This window comes from Streptomyces sp. NPDC052042 (assembly GCF_044548345.1).
GTDB lineage: Bacteria > Actinomycetota > Actinomycetes > Streptomycetales > Streptomycetaceae > Streptomyces.
On the sequence record NZ_JBIUBU010000030.1, the window covers coordinates 58,036 to 78,715 of the forward strand.

General features: G+C 71.9%; 15 protein-coding genes and 1 riboswitch. Of the genes, 8 read left to right on the plus strand and 7 right to left on the minus strand.

Annotation, left to right across the window (positions count from 1 at the left end; translation table 11 throughout):
- Window positions 1–45: 45 nt before the first annotated feature.
- A riboswitch (FMN riboswitch) is annotated at window positions 46–176 on the minus strand.
- 280 nt (window positions 177–456) lie between these two features.
- A complete protein-coding gene (locus tag ACIHCL_RS32040) occupies window positions 457–2,808 on the plus strand; it encodes a chitinase C-terminal domain-containing protein (protein WP_399867519.1) in 2,352 nt (783 codons plus the stop codon).
- Between the two features lie 144 nt (window positions 2,809–2,952).
- On the opposite strand, the gene ACIHCL_RS32045 is transcribed toward ACIHCL_RS32040, so the two are convergent.
- A complete protein-coding gene (locus ACIHCL_RS32045) occupies window positions 2,953–4,143 on the minus strand; it encodes an ROK family transcriptional regulator (RefSeq protein WP_399867520.1) in 1,191 nt (396 codons plus the stop codon).
- Window positions 4,144–4,287: 144 nt separating this feature from the next.
- Here ACIHCL_RS32045 and ACIHCL_RS32050 point away from each other — a divergent pair, with 144 nt between their 5' ends.
- From ACIHCL_RS32050 to ACIHCL_RS32060, 3 genes are all read left to right on the plus strand, one after another.
- Window positions 4,288–5,514 carry an MFS transporter gene (locus tag ACIHCL_RS32050; RefSeq protein ID WP_399867522.1) on the plus strand — a complete coding sequence of 409 codons (1,227 nt, stop codon included), beginning with the start codon at window positions 4,288–4,290 and terminating at the stop codon, window positions 5,512–5,514.
- Window positions 5,515–5,720: 206 nt separating this feature from the next.
- The gene (locus tag ACIHCL_RS32055) at window positions 5,721–7,112 is read left to right on the plus strand and encodes a uracil-xanthine permease family protein (protein WP_399867524.1); all 1,392 of its coding nucleotides are present in this window, start codon (window positions 5,721–5,723) and stop codon (window positions 7,110–7,112) included.
- Between the two features lie 162 nt (window positions 7,113–7,274).
- Window positions 7,275–7,622 (plus strand): CGNR zinc finger domain-containing protein, encoded by a 348-nt coding sequence (locus tag ACIHCL_RS32060; protein ID WP_399867526.1) that lies wholly within the window; start codon window positions 7,275–7,277, stop codon window positions 7,620–7,622.
- A gap of 22 nt (window positions 7,623–7,644) precedes the next feature.
- On the opposite strand, the gene ACIHCL_RS32065 is transcribed toward ACIHCL_RS32060, so the two are convergent.
- From ACIHCL_RS32065 to ACIHCL_RS32090, 6 genes are all read right to left on the minus strand, one after another.
- On the minus strand, window positions 7,645–8,592 hold the full coding sequence (locus tag ACIHCL_RS32065) for a GNAT family N-acetyltransferase (protein ID WP_399867527.1): 948 nt from the start codon (window positions 8,590–8,592) through the stop codon (window positions 7,645–7,647).
- Complete coding sequence (locus ACIHCL_RS32070; RefSeq protein ID WP_399867529.1) at window positions 8,589–10,757, minus strand: peptidase C14; 2,169 nt, start codon at window positions 10,755–10,757, stop codon at window positions 8,589–8,591. Before ACIHCL_RS32070 ends, ACIHCL_RS32065 begins: the two co-directional genes overlap by 4 nt.
- Before the next feature lie 32 nt (window positions 10,758–10,789).
- A complete protein-coding gene (locus ACIHCL_RS32075; protein WP_399867531.1) occupies window positions 10,790–11,629 on the minus strand; it encodes an SDR family NAD(P)-dependent oxidoreductase in 840 nt (279 codons plus the stop codon).
- Window positions 11,630–11,838: 209 nt separating this feature from the next.
- Window positions 11,839–12,684: an amidohydrolase family protein gene (locus ACIHCL_RS32080; RefSeq protein WP_399867533.1), complete on the minus strand. Its 846-nt coding sequence runs from the start codon at window positions 12,682–12,684 to the stop codon at window positions 11,839–11,841.
- A complete protein-coding gene (locus ACIHCL_RS32085; RefSeq protein ID WP_399867535.1) occupies window positions 12,681–13,868 on the minus strand; it encodes a mandelate racemase/muconate lactonizing enzyme family protein in 1,188 nt (395 codons plus the stop codon). Before ACIHCL_RS32085 ends, ACIHCL_RS32080 begins: the two co-directional genes overlap by 4 nt.
- Window positions 13,868–15,238, minus strand: coding sequence for an aspartate aminotransferase family protein (locus ACIHCL_RS32090; RefSeq protein ID WP_399867536.1), 1,371 nt, complete (start codon window positions 15,236–15,238; stop codon window positions 13,868–13,870). The genes ACIHCL_RS32085 and ACIHCL_RS32090 overlap by 1 nt, the downstream gene beginning before the upstream one ends.
- 288 nt (window positions 15,239–15,526) lie before the next feature.
- Here ACIHCL_RS32090 and ACIHCL_RS32095 point away from each other — a divergent pair, with 288 nt between their 5' ends.
- From ACIHCL_RS32095 to ACIHCL_RS32110, 4 genes are all read left to right on the plus strand, one after another.
- Complete coding sequence (locus tag ACIHCL_RS32095) at window positions 15,527–16,354, plus strand: IclR family transcriptional regulator (RefSeq protein WP_399867538.1); 828 nt, start codon at window positions 15,527–15,529, stop codon at window positions 16,352–16,354.
- Between the two features lie 308 nt (window positions 16,355–16,662).
- On the plus strand, window positions 16,663–18,819 hold the full coding sequence (locus ACIHCL_RS32100; RefSeq protein ID WP_399867540.1) for a peptidase C14: 2,157 nt from the start codon (window positions 16,663–16,665) through the stop codon (window positions 18,817–18,819).
- A 32-nt stretch (window positions 18,820–18,851) separates the two neighbouring features.
- Entirely contained in the window at window positions 18,852–20,108 is a 1,257-nt protein-coding gene (locus ACIHCL_RS32105; protein ID WP_399867542.1) for a Gfo/Idh/MocA family protein, read from the plus strand.
- Window positions 20,109–20,170: 62 nt separating this feature from the next.
- Window positions 20,171–20,680 (plus strand): ABC transporter substrate-binding protein (locus ACIHCL_RS32110; protein ID WP_399867543.1); only part of this gene is annotated, 510 nt, incomplete at its 3' end.

The window sequence follows — 20,680 nt, forward strand, 5'->3', positions numbered from 1 at the left end:
CCCGAGGACCGTCCGCCGACGGCGGCGTACCCGTGATACGGCCCGCCGCGCACTGCCTCCCATCCGGACTTTCACCGTCGGTCCAGGAATCTCACCTGGTCAACCGGCCGCTGGCTGCGGACGGGTCGCGGACTTTAACCGCCGGTTCGGAATTGCACCGACCCCGGAGTGCGCTGCTACTGGTACACGCTCAGTGTGCCACGGCCGGATATCGACCACGCGGGTGAGCACTGTGGAGTGCCTCACAGGCTCCCGGAGCCGGCCACCGGTGCCGAGGACGAGAAGCCGCCGCGCCCGGCACCGGAGGGTCAAAGGTCCAGACCTATTGACGGATTGGTCTAGTCCTTTTAATCTCTGCGTCACCTCCGAGGAGCCGTCCCGCGGTGTGCGCACGCCCGGGATCCCAACACGCCCCCGCCAGTTGTGTTCCGCCGAACCTCCCCAGGAGGAACGAACGTGCTGTCCCCCATCCGCGCGAGAGCCACGCTGCTCGCGACCGGCGCCACCGTCGCCGGGCTGCTGCTGAGCTCGCTCAGCGCCACCCCGTCGGCCGCCGCCGACCAGGAGTCCTGTCGGCCCGACGGGCTCTACCAGACCCCGGGCGTCGCCGTCCCCTACTGCTCGGTCTACGACACCGAGGGCCGCGAGAAGATGGGCGCCGACCACCAGCGGCGCGTCATCGGTTACTTCACCAACTGGCGGACGGGGAAGGACGGCAAGCCCGCCTATCTCGTCCCCGACATCCCCTGGGACAAGGTCACCCATCTGAACTACGCCTTCGCCCATGTCGACGGCGCCAACAAGCTCTCCGTCGGCGCCGACGGGCCGGAGAACGCCTCCACCGGCATGACGTGGCCCGGCGTCGCGGGCGCCGAGTTGGATCCGGACCTCCCGTACAAGGGCCACTTCAACCTGCTGAGCAAGTTCAAGAAGAAGCACCCGAACGTGAAGACCATGGTGTCGGTGGGAGGTTGGGCCGAGACCGGCGGCTACTTCGACGCCAGCGGCGAACGGGTGGACTCCGGCGGCTTCTACTCGATGGCCACCAACGCCGACGGCTCGGTCAACCAGGCGGGCATCGACACCTTCGCCGACTCGGCCGTCGACTTCATCAGGAAGTACGGCTTCAACGGCGTCGACATCGACTACGAGTACCCGACGACCATGAAGGACGCGGGCAACCCACTGGACTGGACCGTGTCCAACGCGCGCCGCGCCGGTCTGGTCAAGGGCTACGCGGCCCTGATGAAGACGCTGCGCGAGAAGCTGGACCGCGCGTCCGCCGCCGACGGCACCCACTACCTGCTCAGCGTGGCCGCGCCCTCGTCCGGCTATCTGCTGCGCGGCATGGAGACCTTCCAGGTCCAGAAGTACCTGGACTACGTCAACATCATGTCGTACGACCTGCACGGCGCCTGGAACGAGTACGTGGGCCCCAACGCCGCCCTGTACGACGACGGCAAGGACGCCGAACTCGCCCAGTCGAGCGTCTACTCCACCTCGCAGTACGGCGGGATCGGCTACCTCAACACCGACTGGGCGTACCACTACTTCCGCGGTTCGATGCCGTCCGGCCGGATCAACATCGGCCTGCCGTACTACAGCCGCGGCTTCAAGAACGTGCAGGGCGGCACGGACGGCCTGTGGGGCCGGGCCGCCTCCACCGACTGCCCGGCCGGGTCGGGGCTGACCAAGTGCGGTGACGGCGCCGTCGGCATCGACAACCTCTGGCACGACCTGGACGACAACGACAAGGAGTCGCCCGCCGGCTCGAACCCGATGTGGCACGCGAAGAACCTGGAGAAGGGCATCGTCGGCGACTACGTCACCGACTACGGCTTCCCCGCCGACACGCAGCTGACCGGCACCTACGCCCGCAAGTACGACGCCACGCTGGTCGCGCCCTGGCTGTGGAACGCGCAGAAGAAGGTCTTCCTCTCCACCGAGGACGAGCAGTCGGTGGCCGAGAAGGCCAAGTACGTGGTCGACAAGGGCATCGGCGGCACCATGATCTGGGAGCTCGCGGGCGACTACGGCTGGAATGCGGACAAGGGCCAGTACGAGCCGGGCTCCACGCTCACCTCGACGATGTACGACGCGTTCAAGTCGGCCGCCCCGTACGGCGCGAAGCGGTCCACCATCGACCTGCCCGCCGAGGCGCTCGACATCGACGTGTCCTTCGGGCAGTTCCCGCTCGGCGACTCCAACTACCCGATCAGCCCCAAGCTGACGATCACCAACCACACGAAGGCCACCCTGCCCGGCGGCACGGAGTTCCAGTTCGACTACGCGACCTCGGCCCCCGCCAACGCCAAGGACCAGTCGGGCTTCGGCACCACGATCGTGCGCAGCGACCACACCGCCGCGAACAACATCGGCGGGCTGAAGGGCGACTACCACCGGGTCGCGCTGAAGCTGCCGGCCTGGCAGAGCCTGGCCCCCGGCGCCTCGGTGCAGCTGGACTTCGTCTACTACCAGCCCACCTCCACGCCGTCGAACTGGACGGTGACCTTCGGCGGGAAGTCGTACTCCCTGGCCGCCGACCTGGCGCGCGGGACCACCGTCGTCGAGCCGGGCACGGGCCCCACGCCCGGTCCCACGCCCACGCCCGACCCCTCGGCCACCCCGACCCCGGGCCCCGGCGGCGGCGATTGCACCGCGCCCGTCTGGAGCACGACCGCGGAGTACGGCGCCGGTACGACGGTCAGCCACGACTCGCACCAGTGGAAGGCCAAGTGGTGGACGAAGGGCGAGACGCCCGGCTCCACCGGTGACTGGGGCGTCTGGCAGGACCTCGGCGCCTGCTGACGCACCGGCACTCGCCCCGACCGCCCGGCGGTGACCGGTTCGCCCCCGGTCACCGCCGGGCTCGCCCGCGCCCGGGTGCACGGGGCCGCCCCGTGCACCGGGCCGGCCGTCCGCCTCCGCGGAAGGGCCCGTCGGCCCGGCGGCTCAGCCCGCCGGGCCGAACAGGTCGTCCTGCGCCGCGTCCCGGGCCGCGAGCAGCGCCCCGCGCAGCACCGCCGCCCCGCCCAGCAGCCCGGCCCTGACCTCGGTGCGCAGCGGGGACATGGCGGCCAGCCGCTCCTCGACCCGTGCCGCCAGCGCGTCACCGCCCGCGTGGCCGACCTCCCCGGCGAGCACCACGCACCCCGGGTCGAGCACCGAGGCGACCGAGGCGGCACCCAGCGCGAGCCGTTCGGCGAGGGTGTCCAGGAACGCCTCGCCCGCGCCCTCCCCCGCCAGCGCCGCCCGGACCGCGAACGCGGCACCCGGCTCCTTGTCGCTCCCGGCTGCGTCCGGGGGCACCGCGATGCCGTGGGCGGCGGCCAGTTCGCAGACCGGGGCGGAACCCACCAGCGAGTGGAAGCCGTTGTCGCAGCGGAGGGCCGACGGCACCCCGCCCGTACCGGGCACCGGCAGGAACCCGATCTCGCCCGCGCCGCCGGAGGCGCCGCGCCGGAGCCTGCCGTCCAGCATGACGGCGGCGCCCACGCCGTGCCCGAGCCAGAAGAGGACGAAGGTGTCGCGCTCGCGGGCGGCGCCGACGCGGTGTTCGGCGACGGCGGCCAGGTTGGTCTCGTTCTCGACCAGGACGGTCGCGGGCAGCCGCTGCTGGAGCACCCGCACCAACCGTCGGTGCCAGGCGGGCAGCCCGCTGGTGTCGCGCAGTTCGCCGGAGACCGGGTCGATCAGACCGGGCGCGCCGACGCCCACGCTGTGCAGCGGGGCGGCGCCCGCCTCGCGCACGGTGCGTTCCAGCAGGGCGGCGGCCTGCTCGGCGGCCGTCTCGGTGCCGGTGTCGCCGTCGACCGGCAGCGTCGCCTCGGCGAGCGTGGCGCCGAGCAGATCGGCGACGACCACGGCGACGCTGCCGGTGCGCACGTCGAGCGCGGCGAGATGGGCACGGTCGGCGGCGATCCCGTACAGCCGGGCGTTGGGGCCCCGGCGCTCGGCGCCCGACTCACCGACGACCCGGATCAGCCCGGCGTCCTGAAGCCGCTCGACCAGGTCGGCGACGGTGGGGCGGGAGAGCCCGGTCATTTTCTTCAACTGCGCGGCCGTCAACGGGCCCTCCTGCTGGAGCAGCCGCAGGGCGAGCCGGTCGTTGATGGCCCGCGCGGTGCTCGGTGATGCGGCCATGCCGGGATCCTTCCAGAGCGCCACCCCCGGGGGACGGACGGGTGGACTATTTATCAGGCAGGGTTCCTGATAGTTTACGGCCCGCCCCGCGGAGACGGTCTGCGGGGTTCACCGGCGGGAACGTACGAGGAGGGGCACGACGGTATGACGACGGATTCCACAGGGACGGTCCCCGGCGGGGAACGGGTGCGGCGGGCCAGGATCGCCATCGCCGCGGTCTTCGCCGTGCACGGCGCGGTGACCGGCAGTTTCGCCACCCGGGTCCCGTGGATCCAGGACCACGCCGGGGTGAGCGCCGGGCAGCTCGGTCTCGCCCTCGCCTTCCCCGCGATCGGCGCCTCGCTCGCGATGCCGCTGGCGAGCACCGTCACCCATCGCCTCGGCGCCAGGACGGCGCTGCGGACGCTGCTCGCCCTGTGGACGCTGGCCCTGGTCCTGCCCTCGCTCGCCCCGGGGCTGGTGACGCTGTGCGCGGCGCTGCTGGTGTACGGGGCGTCGGCCGGCATGTCGGACGTGGCGATGAACGCCCTCGGCGTCGAGGTGGAGAACCGTCTGGGCCGGTCGATCATGTCCGGGCTGCACGGGCTGTGGAGCGCCGGGGCCCTGGCCGGTTCGGCGGCGGGCACGGTGGCCGCCCATCTGGGCACCGACGCCCGGCTGCACCATGCCGTCGCCGCGCTCGTCCTCACCGCGCTCGGCCTGCTGGCCTGCCAGGGGGTGCTGGATCTGCGCAGCTCGCCCGACGAGGAGCCGCCGCCGCGCTTCACGCTGCCGCCGAGGTCGGCACTGATCATCGGGGCGGTGGGGTTCTGCGCGGTGTTCGCGGAGGGCGCGAGCCTGGACTGGTCGGCGGTGTACCTGCGCGACGTCATGGGTACGTCCGCCGGGCTCGCCGCCGCGTCCACCACGGCCTTCGCGCTGACCATGGCGGTGGCCCGGATCGCCGGCGACAGGGTCGTCGACCGCTTCGGGGCGGTCCGGACCGTGCGGGTGAGCGGAGTCCTCGCGACGGTCGGTGGTGTGCTCGTGGTCGCGGCGCCGGGCGCGGTGGCGGCCCTGTGCGGCTTCGGGCTGCTCGGCCTCGGTGTCGCCGTGGTGGTCCCGCTGGCCTTCGCGGCGGCCGGGCGCAGCGGTCCGAACCCGAGCCAGGCGATCGCGGGTGTGGCCACCATCACCTACACCTCCGGCCTGATCGCCCCGTCCGCGATCGGCTCGCTGGCCGAGGCGACTTCGCTGGTGGTGTCGTTCGGCCTGGTCACAGTGCTGGCGTTCGGCCTGGTGGCGGGGGCGGGAGTGCTGCGGGCGGGCGACCGCAGCCCCGTGCGGACCGGGGGCGCCCCGGGCCCGGCGGCGGCCGACCCGCTCCCCTGAGCCTCCGGCCGCCCGTGCCCGGCGCCGGGCACGGACCGCGAGCCGGCCCGTCCGCACCCCTCACCCGCCGAGGTCCAGGTCACAGCGGTGCGCCCCGGCGGCGGGCACCGCGTGATCCGGCATTACCATGTCGCTGTTTCGATTCTGCGGATGTGCGCCGTGCCGGGCGAGGCAGTGGGCTCCGCACCTACACACAGGGAGCGACCATGAGCCTCGGCGTGCGCTGGACCTTGCACGGCGACGGGAGGACACCCGCCCCGGGGGCCGTGGTCCGACCGGACGAACGGCTCTCCTGGCCCCGCACGTTCGGGCTCGGCGCCCAGCACGTGGTCGCGATGTTCGGCGCCTCGTTCGTGGCGCCGGTGCTGATGGGCCTCGACCCGAACCTCGCGATCATGATGTCGGGTGTCGCGACGGCCATCTTCCTGCTGGCCACGCGCGGCCAGGTGCCCAGTTACCTCGGCTGTTCCCTCTCCTTCGTCGGGGTCGCCGCGACGATCCGGGCGAGCGGCGGCGGAAGCGCCGTGGTCACCGGCGCGGTCCTCGTGGTCGGCGCGGCGCTCTTCCTCGCGGGTCTCGCGGTGCAGCGGTTCGGCGCGCGGATCATCCACGCCGCGATGCCGCCGGTGGTCACCGGCGCCGTGGTCATGCTGATCGGCTTCAACCTGGCCCCGGTGACCGCGTCGACCTACTGGCCGCAGGACCAGTGGACGGCACTGCTGGTGATGCTGTTCACCGGGCTGGCCGTGGTGTGCCTGCGCGGCTTCCTGTCCCGGATCGCGATCTTCCTGGGCCTGGTCTTCGGGTACGCGCTGTCCTGGGCGCTCGACCGGATCTTCGGCCGGATCCACTCCCCGGTGGGCGGCGCCGAGGCCGTCGACCACTGGCGGCTCGACCTGTCGGGCGTCGCCCAGGCCGACTGGATCGGTCTGCCGTCCATTCACGCGCCGAGCTTCGAGTGGTCGGCGATCCTGGTCGCGCTGCCGGTGGTCATCGCGCTCATCGCCGAGAACGCCGGACACGTGAAGGCCGTCGGCGAGATGACGGGATCCTCGCTGGACGACAAGCTGGGCACGGCGATCGCCGCCGACGGTGCCGCGTCGATGCTGTCGACCGCGGTGGGCGGTCCGCCGAACACCACGTACTCGGAGAACATCGGCGTCATGGCCGCGACCCGGGTCTACTCCACCGCCGCGTACTGGGCGGCCGCCTGCTTCGCGCTGCTCTTCGGCCTCTGCCCCAAGTTCGGCGCGGTCGTGGCCGCCATCCCCGGCGGTGTGCTGGGCGGCATCACCGTCATCCTGTACGGCATGATCGGCCTGCTCGGCGCCCAGATCTGGCTGCATGCCAAGGTCGATCTGCGCAATCCGCTGAACCTGGTCCCGGCCGCGGCGGGCATCATCATCGGCGTCGGCGGGGTGAACCTGAAGATCACCGACAACTTCGAACTGGGCGGCATCGCCCTGGGCACGATCGTGGTCATCACCGGCTACCACGTCCTGCGGGCCTTCGCCCCGGCCCACCTCAAGACCCAGGAGCCGCTTCTCGACTCGGGCACGTCGGCGTACGGCGAACCGGGCGCGAAGGAGAAGCCGTAGGGAGAAGTCCTGGAGGGCGGTCCCGGAGCCGTACTCCGGGACCGCCCCCGACGACCGCCCCCGGCCCGCACGGGCCGGGGGCGGTTCTCATGCCGCGGACAGAATGCGGCGCAGGACCCCGGCGAGGGCCGCGTGCGAGGAGCCGGAGGCCCGCCAGGCGAGATGCCCGTCGGGGCGGACGGCGTGGACGAGGCGGCCGAGGCCATCAACGCCGTGCTCGACCGCCACTCCGCCCCGCCCCGCCTGGTCCGCCTGGCCGGGCGCCCCTGGTCGCTCCACTCCCGGGCGCCGCACGACGCGGACCCGGCCGACTGGCTCCTGGCGACCACCGCCCTCGCCCTCGCGCTCTGGCTCGGCGAACGCGGGTACTGCGCCTGGGGGCCGTGCGCGGCGCCCGAATGCCACCGCTACTTCATCGACACCGACCGCCGCTCGCCGCAGCGCTACTGCTCACCCCGCTGCGGCACCCGCGTGCGCGTCGCCGCGCACCGAGACCGGCGCGGCCGGTGAGCGGGCCCTTCACGGGCGGTGCTCAGAAGCAGTCGCCGAACCAGTGGACCGCGCCCGGCGCGGTGACGGTGGCACGGACCGATTCCTCGGTGGCGTGCAGCGGGCGCGCCATGCCCACGTGTTCGGTCACCGTCCTGGCGTCCGCCAGCAGGGACGGCAGAGCCGCCCGGACCGCGGGCCCGTCGGGGAGCCGAACCCTGGCCCGGTCCAGCCCGGCGGCCCGGCCCCGTTCACCGACGGCGGCGAGCAGCGCGCCCAGGCAGCCGGGCGCCCCCGCGTACTCGTGGACGTCCGCGCGCTCCTCCTCGTAGCGGGCCGCGATCCAGCCGGCCACCCGACCCGACGCGGGGTCCTGCGCCACGAGCGACTCCTCGAACGGGCCGTACCAGGCGGGCACCCGCACCGCCCAGTCCTCCGGGGTCCGCACCGCGCTGAGCGGCCGGGTGGCGTTGTACGCGTCGTGCAGGGCGGCCACCGCCGGGGCGTCCGCCGAGGTGGCCGCTCGGATCCGGAAGGTCCCGGCGCGCGGGGACGGGGACGGGGCGAGCGTCCCCTCGGTGTACGTACTGGCGAACTCCCGCCACCCGGAGCCCCGGTAGACGGCGGGCGTGCCGGTGAACAGGAGGGACCAGTCGCACCCCTCGGCCGTCATCACCCGTTCCGCCTCCGCCAGCAGCCGCTTCACCAGCCCCTGCCCCCGGGCCTCGGGGCGGGTGGCGACGCTGCCGATGCCGCCGACCCGCCGCGGCACGCCGTGCGCGTCGCGGATCCGCCGCGGCACATAGGCCACGACGGCGTCGATCTCGCCGTCCGGACCGTCCGGACCGTTCTGCGCGACGAACGTGTGCCGGTGGCGGTCCGGGTCGAGACCGTGCAGCAGGGGCAGGTGCGGGGCGTCGAAGCAGCGCCGCCACAGAGCGGCCAGTGCCGGTTCGTCGGCCGGAGTCGTGGTGCGGACGAGGGCGGTCACAGGATCACGTTCCCTTCCGTGCGCACCGATGCCCCGTCGGCGGGCAGGGCGGTGCGCTTCGTGCCGTCCTCCACGCAAGCGGTGTGCAGGGCGGAGGCCAGGGCGTCCGGGGCGAGATGGAGGGTGCCGCCGGTGAAGCGGCCACCGGTCGCCGCGTAGTGGTTGGTGCCGTCGGCGATGCGTACATGGGCGGTGCCGGATGCGGAGGCGGCGCTGCTGAACCCGGTGAGGTCCCAGGTCACCGTGCCCGGTCCGGGCGACCGGCCGAGCAGTGTCCGGGCCTTGTTGGTGCCGGTGAGCCGGGCTCCGCCGGTGACGGTGATCCGCTGGTCGCGCGCGGCGCTGAGCTCGACGCCGGTGTTCTCGTAACGGCCGCCGTCGATCCGCAGCTCGGCGGAGCCGACCGAGAGCGGGGCGGCGTCCTCGGCTCCGACGACGGTGCAGTCGGTGAAGTGGACGGGACCGGCACCGCGCAGGATCGCGCCGTCGACCCCGGTGAAGGTGCAGCGCACGAAGTGCACGGGGGCGGTGACCGGGGTCTGTACGAGGACGGTTCCGGCGGGCGGCTCGAACGCGCAGTCGCTGACGGTGGTGGGCCGGGTGGAGCGGGCGGAGCGCTGGGCGACGGCGAAAGTCCTGGCGGTGCAGCCGCGGACCTGGGCGCCGTCGGCGTTGACGGTGAGGGTGCCCGCCTGGTCGAAGGTGGGGCGGGCGATCACGGTGACGTCTTCGAGGGTCAGGTCGGTGATCTTGGTGTTGGCGGTGAACCAGGAGCAGACGTGCCGGCGCACGGTGATCCGCTTGGCGGAGATTCCCCACTGGGCACCGGAGTTGGCGATGTCCATCAGGCCGGAGTTGCCGTCGAAGAGCAGGTCGTGCTCGTACTGGCCGTGGGTGGTGAAGGGGTTGCCGCCCGCGTCGTCGCCGTCGCCGTGGCAGTTGACGACCGTGCAGTACGCGGAGGCGGTGAGGTCGTTGAGGTGGCGCACGTTGCTCGTCGTGCAGTCGGCGACGCGCCCGTACAGGCAGTAGATCTGCTGGGTGAGGTAGCCCGCGCCGCCGTACTCGACGGTGGGCGGGTTCTTCAGGGAGCAGTCCTCGGTGCGGAACCGGGTGCACCAGCGGCGCATGATGACCGGCCAGAAGGTGCCGGTGGCGTGGATCCCGGAGACGTCGCAGCCGACGGCGTACTCGAAGCTGACGGGGTGGGACCCGGTGTACTCGTCGGGTCCCGCGCCCTCGAAGGCCATGTTGCGGACGTGCGTGTTGCGCACCGGCTCGATCCGGGTCCAGGTGAGTGCACGCCCCTTGGCGAGCGCCCAGCCGTTGAGGTAGCCGATCCGGATGTGCGTGGCATCGACGATCTCGGTGATCTCCACCAGCTTCTGGAGCTCGCGTTCGTCGCGGCCGCCGCCCTCGACCGGGGCGACCTGCACGGCCCACCACTGGCCGACCTCGAATGCCGAGGCGTCGGGGACCGGGAAGGTGTCGGTGAGTTCGACGACCTCGGCGGAGAGCGGATGCCGGACGGTGGTGTCGGTGACGGTGCCGCGGAAGGAGAGGACGGCGCCGAAGGGGTTGTCGTGGGTGTTCTTCTCGATGCCTTCGGTGCGTATGCGGTGGCCGCCGAAGTCGAGTTCGATGTTCGAGCGGTCGAAGAGGTGGCGCTTGGTGAACAGGAGGTCGGTGTGGGCTTCGATGCGGTGGACGCTCTTGTCGGCGATCATGGCGTCGAGGGCGGCGTCGGCGGGGGTCTTCGCGTCGAAGTGGCCGAAGGTGCGGAAGTCGAGGGTGCCGGTGTGGAGCTGGTGCCAGCGGCCGGGGCCGGGGTTCTTGCCGTCGGGGGCGAGGACGGTGCCGCCGTTGTGGGCGGTGCTGGACCTCTTGTTCCAGCGGACGGCCATGCCGCCGCCGTCGCCGGGGGTGCGGTAGCCGGCGACCAGGACCTGGGTGCCGTCGTCGAACGGTTTCGTGTTCAGCGCGCGCAGCGCGGCGACCGTGTCGACCCGCAGGACGTCGCCCGCGTGGGACGGCGCGGCCTGCGCGGTACCGGTGGCCACGGCCGTGGAGGCCACGACCAGACCGGCCAGACCCGAAGCCCGCAGCAGGGCACGACGGGACGACGGGGCCGGAGGACCGGCGGGGGGCGGTGCGGGGATGGACATGGCGAAGGTGCTCCTCGCGGTGTCGATGCGTGTCAGATGGTGTTTCTGTACGGCGGCATGAAGCGCATCCGCGGCATCTGGTCGGCGAGGACTCCCCCGTCGACGACGATCCGCGCCCCGGTGAGGTACGCCCCCGCGTCCGAGGCGAGCAGCAGCAGCGCGCCCACGCACTCGTCGGGCCGCGCGTAACGGCCGAGCGGGATACGTGCGCGGTATGCGGCCTCGAACTCCTCCCGGTCGAAGGGGAATTCGCCGTCGATGGGGGTCTCGACCATGCCGGGGGCCAGGGTGTTGGCGGTGATGCCGTGCGGGGCGAGCTCCACCGCCAGGGTCTCGGTGAGCAGTTGCGCGGCGGCCTTGGAGGCGTTGTAGTGGGCCAGGCCCGCCTCCGCCACCAGGGCGTTCTTCGAGGTGATGGTGATGATGCGGCCCGCGACGGAGTCCGCCGCCATGTGCTCGGCGACGCGCTGGCTGAGGAAGAAGACGGCGTCGACGTTGACCCGCATGATGCGGGACCAGCTCGCGGGCGTGATCTCGTTGAAGCGCTCCAGGGCCGCTGTGCCCGCGTTGTTGACGAGGATGTGCAGCGGTCCGGCCTCGGCACGCACGGTGTCGACGAAGCCGGGCAGCGCGTCGACGTCCGCGAGGTCCTGACCGTACACGCGGGCGCGGCGGCCGAGCGCCTCGACGTCCGCCGCGGTCGCGTCGATTCCGTCGGCGCCGGGCAGGTCGACGAGGACCAGGTCGGCTCCGGCCTCGGCGAGCCCGACGGCGAAGGACCGGCCGAGCCCCCGGGCGGCCCCGGTGACGACCGCGGTGCGCCCGGTCAGGTCGAAGCGGTCGATCGGGCGGGGCGGGACGGCTGCGGTCATGGCGGGGTCCTCCAGACGGAGACGTACGGAGAGCGGGCGCGTACGAAGAGCGGGAACGTACGGACGGGAACGGCGACGTGACGTACGGGGAAGGAGGGCCGCCGCGCGGGACACAGGGTGGGGTGCGCGGCGGCCCGGCTGCCGGTGCGGCGGACGCGGACGGGGGGTGTCCGGCCGCCGCGCCGGCAGGTTCGCGGGGAACGGCCCGGTCAGCCGTTCAGGCCCAGCAGGTCCAGCGACGGCCGGTGGATGATCTCCTCCACCGCGTCCATGTCGAGCGGCGGCAGCCCGGGGATGCCGGGGACGCGGGCGATCTCCCGCAGCCCCTTCACCGAGTCGTCGACGGTCGTGAACGGGTAGTCGCTGCCGAACATCAGCTTGTGGAAGACCCCGTAGTCCTGGACCAGCCGGAGGCTGTGCCAGAGCTGGAAGGGCCGGTAGTGCAGGGCGCTGATGTCCGCGTACACGTGCGGGTGCTTGCGGATGACCGCGATGCACTCGCCCTCGAAGGGGTGGCCGAGGTGGGCGAGGACCATCCGCAGTTCGGGGTGGCGGATGGCGACGGCGTCCAGGTGGCGGGGCATCGCCCACTCCAGGGGCGCACTGGACACGAAGGTCGTGCCGGTGTGCACCAGGAGCGGGAGCCCGTGCCGTTCGGCGTAGCCGTACAGCTCGTCGTACTCCTCGGCGGCCGGGTCGAAGCCCGCGTACATCGGCATCAGCTTGATGCCGCGCAGGCCGAGTTCCTGGTGGCCGTACCGGAGTTCGTCCTGCCATCCGGGCTGGGTGGGGTCCAGGGAGAGGTACCCGATGAGCCGGTCCGGGTGCTCTCCCGTGTAAGCGGCCACGGCCGCGTCGTCCACCCACAGCCCGCTGCGCCGGGCCTTGCCGCCGACGACGATCGTGCGGGTGCCCTCGGGGGCCGTGGCGGCGTACTCCTCCCACTTCACCGTCAGGTCGACCTCGCCCGCGTGGGCGCGGGCGGAGTCGGACGTGAACGGCTCGGTGAAGTCGTGGCCGTGCCGGAAGAGATGGGAGTGGACGTCGACGATCATGTCCGGTTCCGCTTCTCCCAGCCGTCCGCGAACATGTTCCAGAAGCGGTGGCTGGGCGGGTGCTCCTCGAAGACCTCGTCGACGAGTTCGACGCCGAATCCGGGCGCGGTCGGCAGGCCGATACGGCCGTCGGTGATCGGGAGGGTGCCCTTGAGCGCGTCGAAGACGTAGTCCTCCAGGAGCCCGTCGAACGTCTCGAGGATCTTGAAGTTGGGGATCCCGAGCGTCGCGTGCACCGAGATGGTGGTGCACAGCGGCGAGTTGGAGTTGTGCGGGGCCACCAGCATGCCGTGGGTGTCGGCGATCGCGGCCAGCTTGCGGACCTCGGTGAGGCCGCCGGCCATGGAGAGATCGGGCTGGATGATGTCGACGGCGCTCGTCGCGAAGAGCTGCTTGTACTCGTAGCGGTTGTGGAAGTGCTCGCCTCCGGAGATCGGGAACGCCGCGCGCTGCCGCAGTTCGGCGTAGCGCTCGATGTGCGTCCACGGCATCGGCTCCTCGAACCAGCCGATGTCGAAGGGCTCCAGTTCCCGCACCAGGCGGGCGGCGGTCGGCATGGCGAACCGGGCGTGGCCCTCGATGAACAGGTCGACGTCCGGTCCGATGGCCTCGCGGACGGCGGCCACCAGATCGATGGAGCGGCGCAGTTCGGCGCGCTCCAGCTCGTGCAGTCCGGGACCGAACGGGTCGAACTTGAGGGCGGTGAAGCCCTTCGCCACGGTCCCTCGCGCCTTGGCGGCGAAGACCTCGGGCTCGCGTTCGCCGGTGTACCAGCCGTTGGCGTAGACCCGGACCCCGTCGCGGCAGGCGCCGCCGGAGAGCCGGTAGGCGGGGACGCCGAGCGCCTTGCCCATCAGGTCGTACATGGCCTGGTCGAGGCCGGACAGGGCGATGCCGCCCATGTCTCCGCCGCGCAGGAAGTCGCCCTGGTAGACGCGGAGCCACAGCTCCTCCACGTCGAAGGGGTCGGCCCCGATGAGATGCCGCTGGGCGATGGCCTCGGTGAGCGCGCAGACCTCGCGGACCCGGTAGGGGTGGGTGATCTCGCCGATGCCGGACAGTCCCTCGTCGGTGTGGACCCGGACGTAGCCGAAGTCGCGCCAGGAGGTGCCGAGCATCAGGGTCTCGACCCGGCTGATCCGCCCGGCGGGCCCGGCGGGCCGGGTGCGGTCGACGGTGAGCATCAGCGGGTCGCTCCGCCCATGGTGGAGGCGTTCTCCAGGTCGCGGGCGCCGCCCTCGTCGAGGACCGCCTTGACCGCGGCCTCGGTGCCCTCGATGAGGCGGTCCACGTCGGCGTCGGTGTGGGCGTAGCTGATGTGGCTGCGCTTGAGGTTGAGCGGCAGCTCGAACAGGCCGTGCTCCAGGAGCTTGCGGCGGTAGCCGACGAACAGGGAGGCGTCGTTGTTCAGCAGGTCCGCGTAGGTGCGGGGGGCCTCACCGGACATGAAGTAGCTGACGAAGACGGAGCCGTAGCCGGTGACGACGGCGGGGACGCCGAGGCGTTCGTACAGCCCGGTCAGTTCGGTGCGGACGCGTTCGCCGAGCCGGAAGACGTGCTCGTGCACGGGCTCCTCGCGCAGCTTGCGCAGGGTGGCGAGGGCGGCGGCGACGACCGAGGGGTGGCCGTTGTACGTGCCCGCGAAGAAGGCGGGGGCGCCGGGGCGGGTGGAGAAGAGGTCCATGAGGTCGGCGCGGCCGCCGATGGCGCCGACGGGGGCACCGTTGGCGATGGCCTTGCCGAGGGTGGTGAGGTCGGGGGTGACGCCGGAGATCTTCTGCCAGCCGCCGATGTCGTGCCGGAAGCCGGTGATGACCTCGTCGAAGATCAGGACGCTGCCGGCCTTGCGGGTCTCCGCGCGGAGCGTGGTGAGGAACTCCTGGTACGGCAGGAGGGCGCCGACGTTGTGCGGGACGGGCTCGACGATCACGGCGGCGATGTCGGTGCCGTGCTCGGCGAAGGCCCGCCGGACGGCGTCGCTGTCGTTGAACGGCAGGACGAGGGTGGCGTCCAGCACCTCGGGGAGGATGCCGGTGGAGATCGGGTCGGGGCCGCCGACCTTGTCCGGGGCGGAGATGACGTTGAGGCTGACGGAGTCGTGCCAACCGTGGTAGCAACCCTGGAACTTGACGACGAGGCGGCGGCCGGTGGCGGCGCGGGAGACGCGCAGCGCGTGGAACGTGGCCTCGCTGCCGGTGCTGGTGAGCAGCACCTTCTCGATCGACGGGATCAGCTCGGCGAGCTGTTCGGCGAGGTGGATCTCGCCCTCGGTGACGCCGACGCCCATGTGACCGAGGGTGGTGCCGGCCTCGGCGGTGGCGCGGGCCACGTCCGGGTCGTTGTGGCCCAGCAGCGGGGGGCCGAACGCCGAGTGGAAGTCGGTGTACTCGCGTCCGTCGGCGGTGCGGAACCGGGCGCCCTCGGTGCCGGTGACGACGAGGTCGGTCAGTCCGGGAACGCTGCGCTGACCGCTGTTCACGCCGCCGGGTACGACCCGGCGGGCGCGCTCGGCGAGCCGGGCTCCGGATTCGTTGCCAACCGGGCCTGCACTCATATCGCTTGCTCCTTGCGTCGAGAGTCGTCGGTTGTCGCGGGCCCTGCCCGGCCCGTGAGTCCCTGGCGCCATCCGCCCGGCAGTCGCCGCAGGAAAGTGTGATCCGTGTTGCGTGGGTGGTGCGTTTCGCTTTTCTGAACGCTGTTCTGTAGAGCAGAACAGTTCCTGGATACTACGTCCGCCACTTGGGACGGTCAACCCCCTTTCAGACATGAGACCGCCCGTTCTCGGCCTTTTTCTGAGAGAAGGAGCCGTCAACCTCGCCCCCTGGCACTAAACTGTTCTGCTATGACGAACAGTTCTGCCGCAGGGGAACCGAAGTACTGGGTCAAGAGCGTGGCCAGGGCGGCGGACATCCTCGAAGCACTCGCCACCCCCGCGCAGGGGAACGGCCTGAGCGTCACGGAGGTCGCACAGGCCTGCTCCATCTCCAAGAGCGCCGCCTTCGGCATGCTCCAGACCCTCCGCGCCTACGGCCTCGTCTCCGACGACGGCGAGGGCATGAACCGCCGCTACCGGCTCGGGATGGCCCTGGCCCGACTCGGCGACCGGGCCCGCGCGCAGGTCTCCCTGCGCGGGGTGGCCCACCCCGTCCTGAGCGAGCTCACCCGGACCACCGGCATGGCGTCCCGCCTCGCGATCCCCGAGAACGGCCACGCGGTCGTCGTGGACCAGGTCGAGCTCGACCAGCGGGTCCGCCTCGACCTGCGGATGGGTCACCGCGAGCTGCCGCACTGCACGGGCCTGGGCAAGGCGCTGCTGTCCGCCATGCCGCAGAGCGAGGCCGCCGCCGTCGTCGAGCGGTTCGGACTGCCCCGGCGCACCTCCCGCACGATCACCGACCGGGACACGTTCCTGACGCATCTGCGCGACATCGCCCGGGTCGGCTACGCCCTGGACGACGAGGAGGACGCGGAGGGCATCATCTGCATCGGCGCCCCCGTCCTCGACGACCGCTCGGTGTGCGCCGGAGCCATCTCCATCACGGGCCTCAAACTCGGCCTTCCGGCCTGGCGCTACCAGGAGCTGGGCGGTCAGGTGCGGGACGCGGCCCGGCGGATCAGCCTCTCGCTGGGCTGGGTCGACGACCCGGAGAACACCATCCACGCCCCCTAGCGCCCCTCCCGGCACCGCCCGTCCCGGCGCCGGATCCCGTCCGGGTGCATGCCGCCGGCCGCGACAGCAGATCACGCACTCCGGCGCATTCAGGTCTTGACCGATCGGCACAACCCACCGTAGGTTCCCTGCCAACCGCGAGGACATCCCCCCGTCACTCGCGCTTCATTCCCTTTCCGGCCTGCTTCCGACGCCTGCCCATCGCGCCGGAGTATCCGATGGCCGGACCTTTTCAGCCATCCGCCTCTCGGCAGTCCACCGCAGGAACGCTCCCTCATCCCCGGCGCTTCTCGGAAGGCGAAGTCCGCATGAGCGTTCCGCACCACCCCACCGCCCCGTCGTCCCGTCGTGCCCTGCTGCGGGCTTCGGGTCTGGCCGGTCTGGTCGTGGCCTCCACGGCCGTGGCCACCGGTACCGCGCAGGCCGCGCCGTCCCACGCGGGCGACGTCCTGCGGGTCGACACGGTCGCCGCGCTGCGCGCGCTGAACACGAAACCGTTCGACGACGGCACCCAGGTCCTGGTCGCCGGCTACCGCACCCCCGGCGACGGCGGCGGCATGGCCGTCCGCTGGAACAAGAGGTCCACCACCGCCCACAACGGCGGCACCGTCCTCGCCCCCGACGGCAAGAACCCCGGCCCCGGCCGCTGGCACCAGCTCCACACCGGCACCCTCGACTTCCGCACCTTCGGCCACTTCGACGCGAAGACCCCCGCCGACGCCGCCCTCGACGCCATGATCGCCGACAAGAGCGTCCACCGCATCGAAGCCCACACCGACCTCCTGTTCACCAAGCGCCACCTCTTCGACCGCTCGAACATCGAACTCGACTTCGGCGGACACCGCATACGCACCGAAGGCATCGAGAAGAACACCCACGACAACCCCTTCGGCGCCGTCCTCTCCTTCCGCGGCACCGTCACCGACACCACCGTCGAACACACCCTGAGCGCGGCGATGCCGGACCTCTCGGACCTGTTCGAGGTCGGCGACTCCTCGAAGTTCGAGATCGGCCAGTGGTGGGCGGTCGAGATCAACGCCCTGGCGGGCAAGTACGAGAAGGAGATCCAGCGCCTCGTCCAGGTCACCGAGATCGCCGACGCGAAGCACATCCGCGTCAACTACCAGATCGGCTGGGACCTGGCCGCGGGCCGCAAGCTCACCTGGACCCGTGTCGAGCCCGTGGACCGCGCCCACGTCCGCAACATGGTCTTCGAGGGCTGGGGCGACGACGAGATGTCCGGCTCGCACCCGGTCGCGTACGAGTACGCCGTCCGCTGCGACGTCTCGGGGATCGAGGCGATCGGCACCTTCTGGCCGGTGGTGATGCGCCGCTGGTGCACGTACTACCGCACCGAGCAGTGCTCGCTGACCAACCCGAAGTCCGTCACGTACGGCGGCGCGGGCTACCTCACCCAGCAGATCTACTGCCTGTACGGGCACGTCGAGGACTGCCACACCTCCAACGCCCGCCACCTGAACGACTTCACCGCCTCCGCCTACTGCTACGTCACCAACTGCCACGGCGACGGCGACGACGAGGGCCCGTTCGTGACCCACGGTCAGTTCGAGCACGACCTCGTCTACACGGGCAACTCGGGGCTGATGACCTTCGCCAACTCCGGTGCCGCGTGGGGCGGCAGGGCCAAGCGGATCACGGTGCGCCGGCACGCCTGCTCCTGGTTCGTGGCACGCGTCAAGATCACCGACCTGACCCTGGAAGACGTCCTGGTCATCGGGAAGAAGTCGCTGTCCGGCTCCGGAATGCTCTGGGTCAACGCCGACGGCGTGCAGATGCGCGGCTGCACCGCCACCGGCCCGCTGATCGTGTCCCGCGCGTCGGACCTGTCCGCCCGCCCCAACGTGATCGCCGACTCGTCGTTCGCCTTCGCCGCGGGCGCCGAGGTCACCCAGGCCAACGTGACCGCCCCGCTCACCCTCCAGCGCACCACGCTCAAGGGCGTCGACGGCGCGGTGTTCAACGGCACCGGGCCGCTCGTCCTGGACCAGTGCGTCCTGACCGGCTCCAAGGACACCGCCCCGGTCTCGCTCAAGCACGCCGACCTCACCGTCCTCGGCGGCGAACTCCGCGACACCGGGCTGAAGCTGACGTCCGACAAGGACCAACGCCTGCGGGTCGACGGCACGCGTCTGAACGGCACCAACAAGGACGGCGCCCTGCTGAGCCGCGCAGGCTCCGGACGGACCGTCGACTGGCAGCTCAGCGGCCTCGACTCGACCGCCCCCAAGGGCACCGCCCACGTCCTGGTCACCGAGGGCCCCAACCGCTACCGGGCCACCGGCTCCACCTTCACCGGCGGCCGGCTCGAACTGCGGCCCGCGGCGTTCACCGGCGCCGGCAGCCACCTGCTGCACACCGGCTGCGTCGAGGACGGCACCGAGCGCACCGCCCTGCCGGACGAGGGCGACCGCGTCGCCCACACCGCGGCCACGCTGCGCTTCTGACCACCCCGCCCACCGAGTACCAGGGATTCCCCGTGTCCACGCATACCCCGATCACCGGCCGGCCCGTCCGGGTCGCGCTCGTCGGCGCCGGCAACCGCGGTCTGACGTACGCCGAGTGGATCAAGGCGCACCCCGAGCGCGCCGAACTCGTCGCCGTCGCCGATCCGCGCCCCGCCGCCCGGGCCGCCGCCGGCGCGCCCGTCGAGTTCGACGACTGGCGCCCGCTCGTCGAGAACCGGATCGCCGACGCCGTCGTCGTCGCCACCCAGGACCGCCACCACGTGGAGCCGGTGCTGGCCCTGGCGGAGGCCGGGTACGCGATCCTCGCCGAGAAGCCGCTCGCCCCCACCGAGGAGGAGACCCGGCGGATCGTCGAGGGCGTGGAGCGGACCGGCGTCCTGTTCGCGGTGTGCCACGTCATGCGGTACACCCCTTACACCGACCTGGTGAAGAAGGCCGTGGACTCCGGCGTGCTCGGGCAGCTGGTCTCCATCGACCACCTGGAACCGGTGGGCTGGTGGCACTACGCCCACAGCTATGTGCGCGGTCCGTGGCGCAGCGAGAAGGACTCCTCCCCGATGCTGCTCGCCAAGTCCTGCCACGACCTGGACTGGATCACGTACGTCATGGGCGGCCGGATCGAACAGGTCACCAGCTTCGGCGGGCTCAAGCACTTCCGGCCGGAGAACGCCCCGGCCGGGTCCGCCGAGCGGTGCCTGGACTGTGCGGTCGAGCCCGGCTGCCCGTACAGCGCACCGAAGCTGTATCTGCCGACGCTGCGCGAGAAGGGCGCGGTCTGGCCGGTGACCCACGTCACCGAGGCGACCGACGAGGCCGGGCTGCTGCGGGCCCTGCGCGAAGGCCCGTACGGCCTGTGCGCCTACCGCGCCGACAACGACGTGGTCGACCACCAGGTCCTGGCGATGCGGCTGACGGACGGGGTGACCGCCACCTTCCAGATGGTGGCGTTCACCGAGCAGACGCACCGGCAGACCCGGATCTTCGGCTCGCACGGCTGGCTGATCGGTGACGGCGAGCGGGTCACCGTGCAGGACTTCCGGACCGGCGAGTCCACCGTCCACGAACTCGGCGCGTCCGGTTCGAACGCGGCCGACGGGCACGGCGGCGGGGACGCCGGACTCGTCGACGCGTTCGTCACCGCCGTCGCCAACGGCGACGCCGGGGCCGTCCGCTCCGGTCCCGCCACCTCGCTCGGCAGCCATCTCGCGGCGTTCGCGGCCGAACGCGCCCGGCACACCGGCACCGTCCAGACGGTGCCCGCCCGGTGACGTCCGACCGTACGCCCTCCCCTCTTCCCCGTCCCACCCTCACGTCCTCGGAGGACCCCCTCATGTCCCGTCTCCTCACCCGCCGTTCCAGAGTCCGCGCCGTCGCCGTCCCGGTCGTCGCCACCGCGCTCGCCGCCGGTGTGCTGGCCGGCTGTTCCAGCGGCGGTGACGACAACACCGTCACCATGTGGACCTATCCGGTCATCTTTGACGAGGCCAAGAACAAGGCGTACTGGGACGGCTTGATCAAGGCGTTCGAGAAGGAGCACTCGGGTGTCAAGGTGAAGGTGGAGACTTTCCCCTGGGCCAACCGTGACACCGCCCTGGCCACCGCGATCGCTTCCGGTAAGGGGCCGGACGCGGTCTACCTGATCCCGGACCAGCTGCCGAAGTATGCCAAGAACATCGTCCCGGCCGACGAGTACATGCCCTCCGACGCCAAGTCCGACTACACCGATTTCGCGCTGAAGTCCGTCGTGGTCGACGGCAAGGCGCTCGCCACCCCGATCCTGACCAGCGCCAACCCGCTGATCTGCGACAAGCGGGTGTTCGCCGCCATCGGCGAGAAGAAC

Bases quoted from the DNA above. Each gene is read 5' to 3' on its own strand.
- ACIHCL_RS32045 (WP_399867520.1), bottom strand. From the start codon at position 4,143: ATGGCCGCATCACCGAGCACCGCGCGGGCCATCAACGACCGGCTCGCC.
- ACIHCL_RS32050 (WP_399867522.1), top strand. From the start codon at position 4,288: ATGACGACGGATTCCACAGGGACGGTCCCCGGCGGGGAACGGGTGCGG.
- ACIHCL_RS32055 (WP_399867524.1), top strand. From the start codon at position 5,721: ATGAGCCTCGGCGTGCGCTGGACCTTGCACGGCGACGGGAGGACACCC.
- ACIHCL_RS32060 (WP_399867526.1), top strand. From the start codon at position 7,275: ATGCCCGTCGGGGCGGACGGCGTGGACGAGGCGGCCGAGGCCATCAAC.
- ACIHCL_RS32070 (WP_399867529.1), bottom strand. From the start codon at position 10,757: ATGTCCATCCCCGCACCGCCCCCCGCCGGTCCTCCGGCCCCGTCGTCC.
- ACIHCL_RS32075 (WP_399867531.1), bottom strand. From the start codon at position 11,629: ATGACCGCAGCCGTCCCGCCCCGCCCGATCGACCGCTTCGACCTGACC.
- ACIHCL_RS32080 (WP_399867533.1), bottom strand. From the start codon at position 12,684: ATGATCGTCGACGTCCACTCCCATCTCTTCCGGCACGGCCACGACTTC.
- ACIHCL_RS32085 (WP_399867535.1), bottom strand. From the start codon at position 13,868: ATGCTCACCGTCGACCGCACCCGGCCCGCCGGGCCCGCCGGGCGGATC.
- ACIHCL_RS32090 (WP_399867536.1), bottom strand. From the start codon at position 15,238: ATGAGTGCAGGCCCGGTTGGCAACGAATCCGGAGCCCGGCTCGCCGAG.
- ACIHCL_RS32095 (WP_399867538.1), top strand. From the start codon at position 15,527: ATGACGAACAGTTCTGCCGCAGGGGAACCGAAGTACTGGGTCAAGAGC.
- ACIHCL_RS32100 (WP_399867540.1), top strand. From the start codon at position 16,663: ATGAGCGTTCCGCACCACCCCACCGCCCCGTCGTCCCGTCGTGCCCTG.